The organism is Celeribacter neptunius (assembly GCF_900113955.1).
In the GTDB taxonomy this organism is placed as follows: Bacteria; Pseudomonadota; Alphaproteobacteria; order Rhodobacterales; family Rhodobacteraceae; genus Celeribacter; species Celeribacter neptunius.
On the sequence record NZ_FORH01000002.1, the window covers coordinates 14,190 to 26,941 of the forward strand.

The window sequence follows — 12,752 nt, forward strand, 5'->3', positions numbered from 1 at the left end:
GGCTTACCCTTTCATCAGGCTGGCGTGAATGTCTTCGGCGGCGTCGCGGCCCTCGGCCACCGCCGTCACGGTCAGGTCTTCGCCGCCCGAGGCACAGTCGCCCCCGGCCCAGACGCCCGCAACAGAGGTTCGGCCCGTGGCCGACACGGCGATCTTGCCGCCGGTGATCTCGATCCCTTCCGGAGCGCCGACAAGGGTCTGACCGATGGCTTTGAACAGCTGATCAGCGGGCAGACGGAACATTTCGCCCGTGCCGGTGAGTTTACCGTTCTCATCCTTGGTGTATTCGAATTCGACCTCGGCACAGGCGCCGTTGCCATGCACCGCCACGGGCGCAGCCCCGTAGATGATCTGCACGCCTTTCGAGGTGGCGAGTTCCTGTTCATACTCGGAGGCGCTCATCCGTTCCTTACCGCGGCGGTAAACCATGGTGACGCTCTGGGCGCCCAGAAGCTTCGATTGCACCGCGGCATCGACGGCGGTCATGCCGCCACCGATCACCACGACATTGCGGCCCACCGGCAAGGTCGACAGGTCCTCGCTCTGGCGCAGGTCAGAAATGAAATCCACCGCATCCATGACGCCTTGCTTGTCTTCGCCCTCGGCGCGCAGCGCGTTGACGCCGGCAAGCCCGATGGCGAGGAAGACCGCGTCAAAATCGGCTTTCAGAGCCTCAAGCGAGAGCCCTTCCCCGAGTTTCTTGCCGGTCTCGACGGTGATCCCGCCGATCTGCATCAGCCAGTCGACTTCCTTCTGGGCGAAATCATCCGGCGCCTTGTAAGAGGCGATGCCATATTCGTTCAGACCGCCCACCTTGGCGCGCGGATCGTACATCACCACGTCATGACCATGCATCGCCAGACGGTGCGCCGCAGACAGGCCCGCCGGGCCGGCGCCGGCCACGGCGATTTTCTTGCCGGTGCTCGCGGCGCGGGTGAACGGATGGGAATTCTTCGCCATCAGCCGATCGGTGGCGTAGCGCTGCAGGCGTCCGATCTCGACCGGCTGGCCCTCTGCCGCCTCGCGCACACAGACCTCTTCGCAGAGCGTCTCGGTCGGGCAGACCCGGGCGCACATGCCGCCGAGGATATTCTGTTCGAGAATGGTCTTGGCCGCGGCCTCCGGCGTGCCGGTCATGATCTGACGGATGAACAGCGGGATGTCGATTGAGGTCGGACAGGCCGTCATGCACGGCGCATCATGGCAGAAATAACAACGGTCGGCGGCCACCAGCGCCTCATGGTCATCGAGGGCCGGGTGCAGATCGGAAAACTGCGCCGCGTAGCTCTCTTGAGGCAGGCGTCCGGCGGTGATTCCGGGCGTCAGCGGGGTGTTGGACATCGGGCTTGCTCCCTGTAGGCTTGCTTTTATCTCGCTTCAGCGTGGCATGTCGTATTTTTTTATCAAGCGGTAAAATTTATACTTCGGACATTTTCGATCCGAAACCCGGCCCGACGCCACAGAATGATGCGCGGACGCCTAAATTCTGGGCAAATTTTACCGCCGCCGCCCGGCAGAGAGATCGGATATCGGGTTTTCACGCAACGTCACAGGGCCTATATACGGTGATCAGAACACCAATCAGCCTGGGGCAAAGCGATCCCGGGCGGCCCCAACTCGAGTGAACATATGACCAAGCAAAACGACGCCGATGTGGCTTTCATTCAGGCACTGGCCGAGCTTCTTGCCGCCAACGATCTGACCGAGCTCGAAGTGAAACGCGAATATGGCGAGAATGACCGCCTGAACGTCCGCGTCTCGAAAGCGCAGGAAATCGTTCAGACCGTGGCCTCCGTCGCTGCGCCGGCCCCTGTCGCCACCGCCGCGCCCGCCGCCGCACCGGTTGCGGCGGCCCCTGCCGCCGTCGAGGCCGGCGACCCGGCCAATGACCCGAATGCCGTGCCCTCGCCGATGGTCGGCACCGCCTATCTGTCGCCGGAACCGGGTGCCGCAACCTTCGTCAAGATCGGCGATCAGGTCTCCGAGGGCCAGACGCTCCTCATCGTCGAAGCGATGAAGACCATGAACCACATCCCCGCTCCGAAATCCGGCACCGTGAAACGCGTGCTCGTCGAGGACGGCACCCCGGTCGAGTTCGGCGCCCCCTTGATGATCATCGAATAAGGGGTTTTTCGATGTTCGATAAAATCCTCATTGCCAACCGCGGCGAGATCGCGCTCCGGGTGATCCGGGCCTGCCGCGAAATGGGCATCCAGTCCGTGGCGGTGCACTCCACCGCCGATGCTGACGCGATGCATGTGCGCATGGCCGACGAGGCCGTCTGCATCGGCCCGAACAGCTCGGCGCAGTCCTACCTGTCGTTTCCGGCGATCATCGCCGCCTGTGAAATCACCGGCGCCCAGGCGATCCACCCGGGCTATGGCTTTCTCTCCGAGAACGCCGCCTTCGTGCAGATCGTCGAGGATCACGGCCTGACCTTCATCGGACCCTCGGCGGAGCATATCCGCCAGATGGGCGACAAGATCACCGCCAAGGAAACCGCCGAACGCTTGGGCATCCCGGTGGTGCCCGGCTCCAAGGGGGGCGTGCCCGATGTCGAGGCCGCCAAGATTGCCGCCGCCGAGATGGGCTATCCGGTGATCATCAAGGCGACCGCCGGCGGCGGTGGCCGCGGCATGAAAGTGGCGAAAGACGAGGCCGATCTCGAGGTCGCCTTCCGCACCGCACGCTCCGAGGCCAAGGCCGCCTTCGGCAATGACGAGGTCTATATGGAGAAATATCTCCAGAAGCCGCGTCACATCGAGGTACAGGTCTTTGGCGACGGTCAGGGCGGTGGGGTTCACCTGGGTGAACGTGACTGTTCCTTGCAGCGCCGTCACCAGAAGGTCTTCGAAGAGGCCCCCGGCCCCTCGATCAGCCCAGAAGAGCGCGCGCATATCGGTGGCATCTGTGCCAAGGCCATCGCCGAGATGGGCTATCGCGGCGCCGGTACGATCGAATTCCTCTACGAGGATGGCGAATTCTATTTCATCGAGATGAACACCCGTCTTCAGGTGGAACACCCGGTGACCGAGGCGGTGTTCGGCCAGGATCTCGTGCGCGAACAGATCCTCGTCGCGTCCGGCGAGAAACTGTCGTTCAAACAGGAAGATCTCACGGTCAACGGTCACGCCATCGAGGTGCGGATCAACGCCGAGCGCCTGCCGAACTTCACCCCCTGCCCCGGCAAGATCACCCAGTATCACGCCCCGGGCGGTCTCGGCGTGCGGATGGATTCCTCGCTCTACGACGGCTATTCGATCCCGCCCTATTACGACAGCCTGATCGGCAAGCTGATCGTGCACGGGCGCGACCGGCCCGAAGCGCTGGCGCGTCTCAATCGCGCCCTTGGCGAGCTGATCGTCGACGGCGTCGACACCACCGTGCCGCTGTTCCATGCGCTGTTGCAGGAAGAGGATGTGCTCACCGGCAATTACAACATTCACTGGCTGGAAAAATGGCTCGAGGAAAACCTCGGCTAACAGGCTGGAAATGATGATGAAAGGCCGCGCCCCTTCGCCCGGGACGCGGCCTTTTCTTTTGCCGCAATTCACGTCAAAGTCTGCGCCATGAACCATGTCACCCTGACCCCGGACCTGATCCTGCAAGCCTATGCCAATGGGGTGTTTCCCATGGCCGAAAGCCGCGAGGATCAAAGCCTGTTCTGGGTCGATCCGAAGGAGCGCGGCATCATTCCGCTCGAAGGGTTTCACATCTCGCGATCTCTGGCCCGCCTCATTCGGCAAGAGCGCTATCAGGTGACGCTGAACCGCGATTTCACCGGCGTCATGGAAGGCTGCGCCGATCGGCCCGAGACCTGGATCAACGACACGATCTTCGAGCTTTACGGCACGCTGCACGAAATGGGCTTTGGCCATTCGGTCGAAGTCTGGGAGGGCGACCGGCTGGTCGGCGGCACATACGGCCTGGCGCTCGGCACGGCGTTTTTCGGCGAGAGCATGTTTTCACGGGTGCCCAATGCGTCGAAACTGGCGCTGGCCTATCTGGTGGCGCGACTCCGGCGGACCGGCTTTACGCTGTTCGACACGCAGTTTCTCACCGATCACCTGGCCAGCCTCGGCGGCATCGAGATCCCACGGGTCGAATACCGGGCGCGCCTGCGCGATGCTTTGGAAAAGCGGGCGGATATCACGGCGCTCGACGCGCCGCCCTCGCCTCAGGAGGTCTTGCAGCTCAGCGGCCAGATGTCATAGCGCTGATTGTCCATGGCGTTCAAAGCCGGCGATGAGGCGACCATCCAACCGGAAAACACCGGCGCCTCGACGCCCTCTTGCCGCACCACGAGATAGGCATAGGCATTGCCGGACGGGTTCTCGACCGGGTAGCGGCAATCGCCGAGAAAGACGTTGATCCGGCCGAATGTCTGATTGCCACCGGTCTCGAGCGCCAGATCCTTGACCTCGCCCGTGAGTTTGTCGAGCGCACGCACCGTGGCGCCGGGGGCCGAGGCGACCTTTTCCTGCAGCTCGGTGGTGATGTCTTTCAACTCTTCCTGAAACCCGCCATTGGGCAGGTTCTGCAGATCTTCGAGCGACAGGCCGCCAGTGCCGAAACCGCCGACATTGTCCCCCTCATCCAGCGGCTGGATGGTGATCTCGTCGAGCCCGGTTTGCAGATCGTCGGTGAACCCGCCCTCCTGTGCATATGCAGATGCGGACACCAGACAGGCGGCGCAGAACGCCGGGACGACAAAAGAAAGGCGCATCACTGGCTGCTCCCGTCGCCGCTGTCGCCACTGCCGGTGACGAATTTCAGCAAGAGGTTGATCAGGCTGACCGACCCCTGGGTATCGGCGATCACCTGACCGTCTTCAAAATTGAACATCGAGCCGCCGGGGATCAATTCGACGAAATTGCCGCCCAGCAACCCCTCGGACGAGATCATCGCCGCCGTGTCATCGGGCAGTTCGACATCGCCGTCGAGCGTCAGCCCGGCCTCGGCGCGGAAGGTGTCACGGTTGAGATCCAAAGAGGTCACGGTGCCGACTTTCACCCCGGCCAGACGCACATCGGTGCCCGTGGCGATGCCTTCGGCAGAGCGGAAGGAGGCGGTGAGACGATAGGTCTCGCTCGCGCCCGCGCCAAAGCCCGTCACCTGGCCCGCATAGACCAGAAAGCCAAGAGCGAGCGCAATCACGCCCGCTCCAACGGCGACTTCTGTCGGATTCTCGGCCATTATTCGGGCTGCCACGCCTCGTAATCACGGCGTTCGACCGGCTGGGCCTGACGCAACGAGCCGGCCGGCGCATAGGCGGCCATGGTGCCGGTGAGGTTTTCCACATGCTCTTTCTCCCAGAGCTTGTGATCCAGCGCTTCGTGACCCGGGTGGTTGGCAAACGTGTGGTGCAGCCAGCCATGCCAGTCGGGGGAAATCCGCGAGGCTTCGATATCGCCGTTATAGACCACCCAGCGGCGGCTATCATTCTCGTTGCGATAGAAGATATTGCCCTGCGCGTCTTCGCCGACCTTGATGCCATGGCGCCAGGTGAAAAGCTGCGTGCCGATGGTCCCGTCTTTCCACCAGATCAATGCCCGCAAGGCCGTGTTCAAAATCCCCATGGAAGTGTCACCTTTCGAATTTCGCTTGGTCTTTCTATGAACCATCCTGTGGCCGAGGTCCAGAGGCAGGAATGCATTCCGGTGATTTGAACGCGAGAGATCGCCCATCGCGCGCGATAAGGAAAGGATGGAGGGAAAGATCAAGGGCAGCTTTGCGGGACGAAGCAGACATTGCATTCTTGCAGGTTTCTGCGAAAACCAACTGATCCAAGAGTACAGACGATGAAACTGTTCGGCACATTCTATTTGGTAAATGCGTTTTACCTGCTTGTAGCTTCTATCGCCCATGCCTCCGATCCAGCGGACCTCGGGGGCTTCATATTGGGCAGCTCATTGGAAGAAGCGCAGAGCCATGCGAGGACACAGGAATGGACGCTTGCGCCGATTTCAGAGAATCTGCCTGGAAGCTGGACTGTCGAAGGCACGAACCTTTCCCTGTTTATTTGCAACGGGACGGTCAAGTCGATCAAAGAGAAACTGGAAGGCGACTTCGAAGAATTTACGGCCCTCGTTTTCTCGATGCAGCTCGAACTTGGCCAGCCGGAAATCAAGATCCTTAGCCTTCCCTCTGGTGTCGGCGTTATATCGACGATTGATGTCCGTTTCGAAATGGCTGGCGGAGGTGCCTCCGTTCAACTTCAGAGCATCGGCGGTAACCGGACCTTTTCCACAAATCGTTGGATCGAGTCTGAGTGCCCGTGAGGGCTGCTGATAATCGCACGGGGTGAGCGGCGACAAAGGGCTCAAAGCTCCCCTCCCCTAAAGGCCGGCCAGACAAGAAAAACCCCGCCAACGTCTCCGTGGCGGGGTTCAAAAGATCGCGATCTATGGTGATCGGAGAGCGGCTCAGGACGCCGTCGCTTCCTTGTCTTCCTCGGAATAGATCATCAGCGGCTTGGCCTCGGAATTGACGGCCTCCTCGTTGACCACCACTTCGGTGACATTGTCCATACCCGGCAGTTCGAACATGGTGTCGAGCAAGATGTCCTCGAGAATGGACCGCAGGCCCCGGGCACCAGTCTTGCGCTCGATCGCGCGTTTGGCGATGGCGGTGAGCGCCTCCTCGGTGAACTTAAGCTCCACATCTTCGAGCTCGAACAGGCGCTGATACTGTTTCACCAGCGCGTTTTTCGGCTCGGTCAGGATGGTGACCAGCGCGTCTTCGTCGAGATCCTCGAGCGTGGCCAGAACCGGCAGACGACCGACGAATTCCGGAATCAGACCGAATTTCAGCAGATCCTCGGGCTCGAGTTCCTTGAACAGCTCGCCGACGCCACGATCATCGTCGTTCTTCACATCGGCGCCAAAGCCCATCGCGGAGCCCTTGTTGCGCTGCGCGATGATACGGTCGAGACCGGCGAATGCGCCGCCGCAGATGAACAGGATATTAGTGGTGTCCACCTGCAGGAATTCCTGCTGCGGATGCTTGCGCCCGCCCTGCGGCGGCACGGAGGCCACGGTACCTTCCATGATCTTGAGAAGCGCCTGCTGCACCCCCTCGCCCGAGACATCGCGGGTGATCGACGGGTTGTCGCTCTTGCGGGTAATCTTGTCGACCTCGTCGATATAGACGATGCCGCGCTGCGCGCGTTCGACATTGTACTCGGAGGCCTGCAACAGCTTCAGAATGATGTTTTCGACATCCTCGCCCACGTAACCGGCTTCGGTCAGCGTGGTCGCATCCGCCATCGTGAAGGGCACATCGAGAATGCGTGCAAGCGTCTGGGCCAGAAGCGTTTTACCGCAACCGGTCGGACCGATCAGCAGGATGTTGGATTTCGCCAGCTCGATATCACCCGCGCCCTTGGCGGCATGATTGAGGCGTTTGTAATGGTTGTGCACGGCGACCGAGAGCACGCGTTTCGCGGTGGCCTGACCGATCACATAATCATCGAGAACCTGACAGATCTCTTTCGGCGAGGGCACGCCCTCGGAGGATTTCAGACCGGAAGTCTTGGTCTCTTCACGGATGATATCCATGCAGAGCTCGACGCATTCGTCACAGATGAACACGGTCGGACCCGCGATCAGTTTGCGCACCTCATGCTGGCTCTTGCCACAGAAAGAGCAGTAAAGCGTGTTTTTGCTGTCACCACTGGACGAATTGCTCATCACATTCCCCTGGGCCCCGGATCGGACCCGTTTGTGTTACGCCCTGACCGACAGATGCCAGCCAGTCTTGCCCGAAGCGGCGCCGATCAGCGCCTTGGCCCCGAGGGCTGCAGCCCTTAACTTGCAGCCGTCGGAAAGTCTCATCCCGAGAAGTGTAGGACAGGCATTTTTCAGGCACAATGGCAAAATCCCATTCGCCTTAACGTCTGCCCGCCCTGCCCCTGCGAGATGGGCCGTCCTTCTCGGTTGCCCTGCACCGGTTCAAACCGGAACAGGTCTTCACTCTAGGCCCGTCTGGGCCCCGGGGATTACTCCTCGGGGGCTGCGCGGTTCTCGACGATCTCGTCGATCAGGCCGAATTCCTTGGCATCCTCGGGCGACATGAAATTGTCGCGCTCGAGCGCATCGACCACCGTCTGAAGCTCCTGACCCGTGTGTTTCACGTAGATCTCGTTCAAGCGGTTCTTGAGCTTCTGGGTCTCCTGGGCGTGGATCATGATATCCGTCGCCTGGCCCTGATAGCCGCCGGAGGGCTGGTGCACCATGACGCGGGAATTCGGCAGCGAGAAACGCATGCCCTTCTCGCCGGCGGTCAGCAGCAACGAGCCCATGGAGGCCGCCTGCCCCATCACCAGTGTCGAGACTTTCGGGCGGATGTATTGCATCGTGTCATAGATCGACAGGCCGGAGGTGACGACACCGCCCGGGCTGTTGATATACATGGCAATCTCTTTTTTCGGATTCTCGGCCTCGAGGAACAGAAGCTGGGCACAGATCAGCGAGGACATGCCGTCATGCACCGGGCCATTGAGGAAAATGATGCGCTCTTTCAGCAGGCGCGAGAAAATATCATAGGCGCGTTCACCGCGGCTCGTCTGCTCGACGACCATGGGAACCAGCGTATTCATATAGGTATCAATCGGATCTTTCATCGGGCCCTGCCTGTTGTGTCAACTGATGTGTTAGCGCGGAAGTGTTACCCGAATCTTAGTGTTGGACCGGGGGGGCTGCAAGAGCACCTGAGCCTTCGTGGCCCCCTCTTGCGGCACTGCACAGGTCGGCCTGACACGGGCAAGCGCATAACGACTAACAGTTTCGATTGAAAACAAAGCCTTAGATAGAAATTCCCTCAGGTAAACCATGACTTCAAAACGGCGCGCCCGGGGGGTGTTGCCAGTTTGCCTCAAATTTGGACAAAATTTTCTTAAAATTTTATCAGACACCTTGGATCGCTCCGGCACAGGGCCCTTCTCGCGATCCGGAACCTCCGCCCGACCCGCAGGATCAGGCGGCCAGCACCGGCAGGTTCACCAGATGATTGTCCCAGGCCAACCCCGGCACCGCGTTCAGAGGTGTCATCCCCTCTTTCAGCAAAGACAGCGCCCCGAACCCGTCCGAGCCGAGATAGCCCGCGCGCATGGGCGCCAAGCCGCAGATATCGCTGCGGATCACCGCGCCCAGGAAACGCCCGTCCGGTGCAAACCGATGGATGCGCCCGCCGCGCGGCGACGAGATCGCCACTTCGGAGCCATCACCGGCATGCGAGACCGAGCCCGCGTAGCCCTTCATCGTCATTTGCTCGGCCAGATCCGCTTCGCAGAGCACCGGTGCCTCGCCGCGGCGATGCAGGCCCAGAAGCGGCACGGTGTCGAGCGGATCGCCCTCCCATTGCATGGCAAAGGCGACCTGATCCGCCGAACCGATCGACAGGTGACGGATCGAATTCTGATGCAGCTCGGGCGCCAGTTCGACTTTCTCGAGCAGGGTATAGTCCGGTGACAGGTAGACGAGCGATCCGACCATCTCGGGGATGTTCAGCTTCTGCCGCCCCTCGCCGATCTCCGGATGGGTGAAAATCCCGCCATTGGCAATAACGAGCGTGCCATCAGAGAGCTGTTTCACATCATGCGGCCCGATGCCATGGCTCGCCACCTCGCCAATCCGCTTGTAGCCCAGCGAGCGCCGCCAGATGCCCAGCACGCCCTTTTTCTCGGCATAGTTGTTCTCCGGCGTCAGAAGGATCTCGCCATCTTCGACGAAGAGACCATGCCCCATGAAATGCCGCCCCTCGGGCGCCGCCAGCCGATGGGTGATCCGCCCGGTGGCGCAATTGACCACCACGGCGAATGTGCCCGGGCGGCGGGCAAAAGCCACGGCCTCGGGCTTTGCCGGATGGGCGGCGGCGGCATGGCCCCGGCCCGGCAAAGGCGCGCGGAACAGGATCTGCGCCTCGGCGTCCAACCCGTAGAGCGCGTAATCGCCCGAGGCATCCCTGGCGGCACCGAGATAGGCCGGCGATCCGGCATCGGCCCAGCTCAGACGCGGCACCACCGTGGCGGCGGTGGTGGCCAGGGCGGCTTTCAGAAAGCTGCGGCGGGAGGAGGTGCTCATGAGATTGATCCTGATGTCTGGTGGTCAGCGACGGGCAAGGCGGCGGTCGGGGCGCGGCTCAATCCCCGTCCCCGGCATTGAAGCCCACGGAAACGCCCAGAGGCGCGCCGAGCTCATTGGCGAGATGGCCGATGATGGCTTCGATATTCTGGCCGATGATCTCGATCTTGAGCCGCCCCATCGGATCGCCCGCCCCCTCGAACGACGGGTCATCGAGCGCCTCGGCCAGCGCGATGGTCTTGGCAAAGGCCTCTTCGGTGTTCGGCATCGCGACCGCGTCGCTTTGCGGCGCCATTTTACGGGCGAGATCGCGGGCGGCTTCGAGCTGCAGGATCACATTGCGCTCGGACCGGCCGGAGCGGCGCGCCTCGGCACGCGCCGGACGCGGCTTCTCAAAAGAACCGATCGGGCGGCCGATGCGCTGATCCTTGGTGTTTTCCAGGGACGAGGTCAGCATGGTGTAGAGCGCCTGCAGGCTTTCCATCCGGCTCAGATAGACCGGTGTCTCGGCCTCGGCCGCTTGCAAAAGCGTATCCTTGAAGCCGCCGTCCGAGGCCCATTCGACATCGATCGCATGGGCCATACGCCCGAGATCATTGGCGATCGCCTGCACCAGATGGCAGGAATAGCTGTCGCGCCCATAGCCATCATATTGGTCGTCATAGAGCATGTATTCGAGCGCGAAGAGCCCGCGCACCGCGATCGAGGCCTGGGCGAATTGCTCGGCATCGTCGATGATCGGGTCCTGATCGGCGATGAGCCGGCTCAGGGCGCGCGGCCCGAGACCCTTCTTGTCCGGCCAAAAGGCAATGGCGAGGATACGCCCGTCCTTTTCCACCGGCCCCATATGCAGGTGCTGCAGCCCCATCCAGGCGTCGAAGGCGGCATTGTAAGCAGGCTGCATCGCCTCTGGCCGGCAATCCTTTGCCGACGCCATGACCAGATCCCGCGCCGCATCGTCGAACGCGCGAACCGCCGGCACGGTGTGCTCGGTAACGGCGCGGTCCAGCGACTGCGCCTGAATCTCCTCGAGCGATTGGGCCGCGAGCGGCTGGACGAGCGGCTGGGCCGCCATCGGGGCCAGCAGAAACGTGGCAGCGGTGAGAAAGGATAGGCGCATGGGATCTCCAGTCACAGGCTTTCAAGAAAACGGATCAGCGCGGCGCGGTCATCCGGTGGCATCTGCACCACGGCATCGCGTGCGGCCTGCGCCTCGCCACCATGCCAGAGAATGGCCTCGAGGAGCGAACGCGCCCGCCCGTCATGCAGCAAGGTGGTATGCCCTGAGACCTGCGCCGTCAAACCGATCCCCCACAAAGGCGCTGTGCGCCATTCGCGCCCGGTGGCGCGGGCTTCGGGGCGCTTGTCGGCAAGCCCCGCGCCCATGTCATGCAGCAAAAGATCGCTATAGGGCCAGATCAGCTGAAAGGAGCGCGTCGTATTTTCCGCGCCTTCGAGCCGGGCGGTGACATGTTTCGGCGTGTGACAGGCCGCGCACCCGGCCGCGGCAAACAGCGCCTTGCCGCGCAAGACCTCCGGCTCCGCGACATCGCGCCGGGCCGGAACCGCCAGATTTTGCGCATAAAAAGTCACGAGATCGAGCCCGGCCTGATCGATCTCATCGCCCCGCGCATCGCCGGCACCATTGGGGGCATTGCGGCAGGCCGCCTGCTCCGGCGTGCAGTCGCCCGAGGGGGTCGGAAACAGCGGCGAGGAAATGCCGATATCGCCGTGAAAGGCGGCGGCGGATTGTTCCTCGACGGTTGGTTCCCCGGCTTTCCAGCCGAAACGCCCGAGCATCACCTGTTCGAACCGTCGCGACCAGACCAGATTGGCGCGGCCGGAAATCCCGTCGCCATCGCGATCCTCGGGATCGGCGGCGGCGAGGATCTCGGCGGCGGGAATCGCTTCGAGCAATCCGAGCCCGATCATCGGGTTGGCGACGCGCGGCGAGAGCTGAAGATCCTCGGGAAGCGCGCCATAGGCAGGATCGGCAATGGCATAGCTTGGCTGGCGCAGGGTGATCACCTCGCCGCCAGCGAGGCTCACGGGGATCTCCTCATAGAGGATCTGCATCCGCCCTTCCGGTGCGAGCCCGGGCAAAGAAAGATCCTGCAACTGCCCGCCATAGCCCGGAACCGGGCGGGTCCGCGCGGTGGCCGCCTCCCCGTCCAGCGCCGCAAGATAGTGCTCCAGCTCGCTCGCTGGCGCATCATCGGCGGCGGGGACGGAGAGACGCAGGAACATCGACGGGCTGCGATCCGCATCCTCCATCGGAGGGCGACCGCGCCCGTCGTTGACATGGCAGCTCTGACAGGAGCGCGCATTGTAAAGCGGGCCGAGCCCGTCGGAGGCCTTGGTCGAAGACGGCGACGAGACCCAGAGCTTCATGAAAAGCGCATTGCCCAGTTCGAAATCGAGTTTCCGATCAAACGGCAATGTCGCGGGCGGCAGGGAAAACGCCCTGTCATCCCCGGTATCCGCCACGGTGCCGGCGCCCCCCGAATTGGCTTCGAAAGCTTCCGGGGTCGTGACATCCGAGGCCAGCTTCGTCACCTGCGCAATACGTGCCGTCTCGGCCTCCGTGCGCGGCACGGTCTTCAGATGCGGATCAGATACCGGAAGCGTGGTCTGTGCCAAAGCGCCCTGCCCCGCGAGGGACAGGGTCAA

13 protein-coding genes are annotated in these 12,752 nt (G+C 62.3%); 4 read left to right on the plus strand and 9 right to left on the minus strand.

Annotation, left to right across the window (positions count from 1 at the left end; genetic code table 11):
- Nucleotides 1-3: 3 nt before the first annotated feature.
- Nucleotides 4-1,341, minus strand: a complete 1,338-nt coding sequence (locus BM151_RS06230; RefSeq protein ID WP_090059254.1) for an NAD(P)-dependent oxidoreductase — start codon at nucleotides 1,339-1,341, stop codon at nucleotides 4-6.
- Nucleotides 1,342-1,629: 288 nt separating this feature from the next.
- Between BM151_RS06230 and accB the strand changes: the two genes are divergently transcribed.
- The 3 genes from accB (at nucleotide 1,630) to aat (ending at nucleotide 4,214) form a co-directional block, all read left to right on the plus strand.
- Complete coding sequence (gene accB, locus BM151_RS06235) at nucleotides 1,630-2,124, plus strand: acetyl-CoA carboxylase biotin carboxyl carrier protein (protein WP_090059256.1); 495 nt, start codon at nucleotides 1,630-1,632, stop codon at nucleotides 2,122-2,124.
- 11 nt (nucleotides 2,125-2,135) lie between these two features.
- Nucleotides 2,136-3,482 (plus strand): acetyl-CoA carboxylase biotin carboxylase subunit, encoded by a 1,347-nt coding sequence (accC, locus tag BM151_RS06240; RefSeq protein ID WP_090059257.1) that lies wholly within the window; start codon nucleotides 2,136-2,138, stop codon nucleotides 3,480-3,482.
- Between the two features lie 87 nt (nucleotides 3,483-3,569).
- Entirely contained in the window at nucleotides 3,570-4,214 is a 645-nt protein-coding gene (aat, locus tag BM151_RS06245) for a leucyl/phenylalanyl-tRNA--protein transferase (RefSeq protein ID WP_090059259.1), read from the plus strand.
- Here the strand turns inward: aat and BM151_RS06250 are convergent.
- Genes BM151_RS06250 through BM151_RS06260 form a run of 3 tightly spaced genes read right to left on the minus strand, consistent with a single transcriptional unit; the run spans nucleotide 4,178 to nucleotide 5,579 of the window.
- Nucleotides 4,178-4,726 carry a DUF2155 domain-containing protein gene (locus BM151_RS06250; RefSeq protein ID WP_090059260.1) on the minus strand — a complete coding sequence of 183 codons (549 nt, stop codon included), beginning with the start codon at nucleotides 4,724-4,726 and terminating at the stop codon, nucleotides 4,178-4,180. The genes aat and BM151_RS06250 overlap by 37 nt on opposite strands.
- Nucleotides 4,726-5,196 carry an outer membrane lipid asymmetry maintenance protein MlaD gene (gene mlaD / locus BM151_RS06255; protein ID WP_090059262.1) on the minus strand — a complete coding sequence of 157 codons (471 nt, stop codon included), beginning with the start codon at nucleotides 5,194-5,196 and terminating at the stop codon, nucleotides 4,726-4,728. The genes BM151_RS06250 and mlaD overlap by 1 nt, the downstream gene beginning before the upstream one ends.
- Complete coding sequence (locus BM151_RS06260; protein ID WP_090059263.1) at nucleotides 5,196-5,579, minus strand: NADH:ubiquinone oxidoreductase subunit NDUFA12; 384 nt, start codon at nucleotides 5,577-5,579, stop codon at nucleotides 5,196-5,198. The genes mlaD and BM151_RS06260 overlap by 1 nt, the downstream gene beginning before the upstream one ends.
- A gap of 222 nt (nucleotides 5,580-5,801) precedes the next feature.
- On the opposite strand from BM151_RS06260, the gene BM151_RS06265 reads away from it, so the two are divergent.
- On the plus strand, nucleotides 5,802-6,281 hold the full coding sequence (locus BM151_RS06265; protein WP_090059265.1) for a hypothetical protein: 480 nt from the start codon (nucleotides 5,802-5,804) through the stop codon (nucleotides 6,279-6,281).
- A 144-nt stretch (nucleotides 6,282-6,425) separates the two neighbouring features.
- Here the strand turns inward: BM151_RS06265 and clpX are convergent, their stop codons facing one another.
- From clpX to BM151_RS06290, 5 genes are all read right to left on the minus strand, one after another.
- On the minus strand, nucleotides 6,426-7,691 hold the full coding sequence (gene clpX / locus BM151_RS06270; RefSeq protein ID WP_090059267.1) for an ATP-dependent Clp protease ATP-binding subunit ClpX: 1,266 nt from the start codon (nucleotides 7,689-7,691) through the stop codon (nucleotides 6,426-6,428).
- A gap of 308 nt (nucleotides 7,692-7,999) precedes the next feature.
- Nucleotides 8,000-8,623, minus strand: coding sequence for an ATP-dependent Clp protease proteolytic subunit (locus BM151_RS06275; RefSeq protein WP_090059268.1), 624 nt, complete (start codon nucleotides 8,621-8,623; stop codon nucleotides 8,000-8,002).
- A gap of 352 nt (nucleotides 8,624-8,975) precedes the next feature.
- Nucleotides 8,976-10,082 (minus strand): DUF1513 domain-containing protein, encoded by a 1,107-nt coding sequence (locus tag BM151_RS06280; protein WP_090059270.1) that lies wholly within the window; start codon nucleotides 10,080-10,082, stop codon nucleotides 8,976-8,978.
- Between the two features lie 58 nt (nucleotides 10,083-10,140).
- Nucleotides 10,141-11,202, minus strand: a complete 1,062-nt coding sequence (locus BM151_RS06285; RefSeq protein WP_245781123.1) for an imelysin family protein — start codon at nucleotides 11,200-11,202, stop codon at nucleotides 10,141-10,143.
- Between the two features lie 11 nt (nucleotides 11,203-11,213).
- Nucleotides 11,214-12,752 (minus strand): di-heme oxidoreductase family protein, encoded by a 1,539-nt coding sequence (locus tag BM151_RS06290; RefSeq protein ID WP_245781124.1) that lies wholly within the window; start codon nucleotides 12,750-12,752, stop codon nucleotides 11,214-11,216.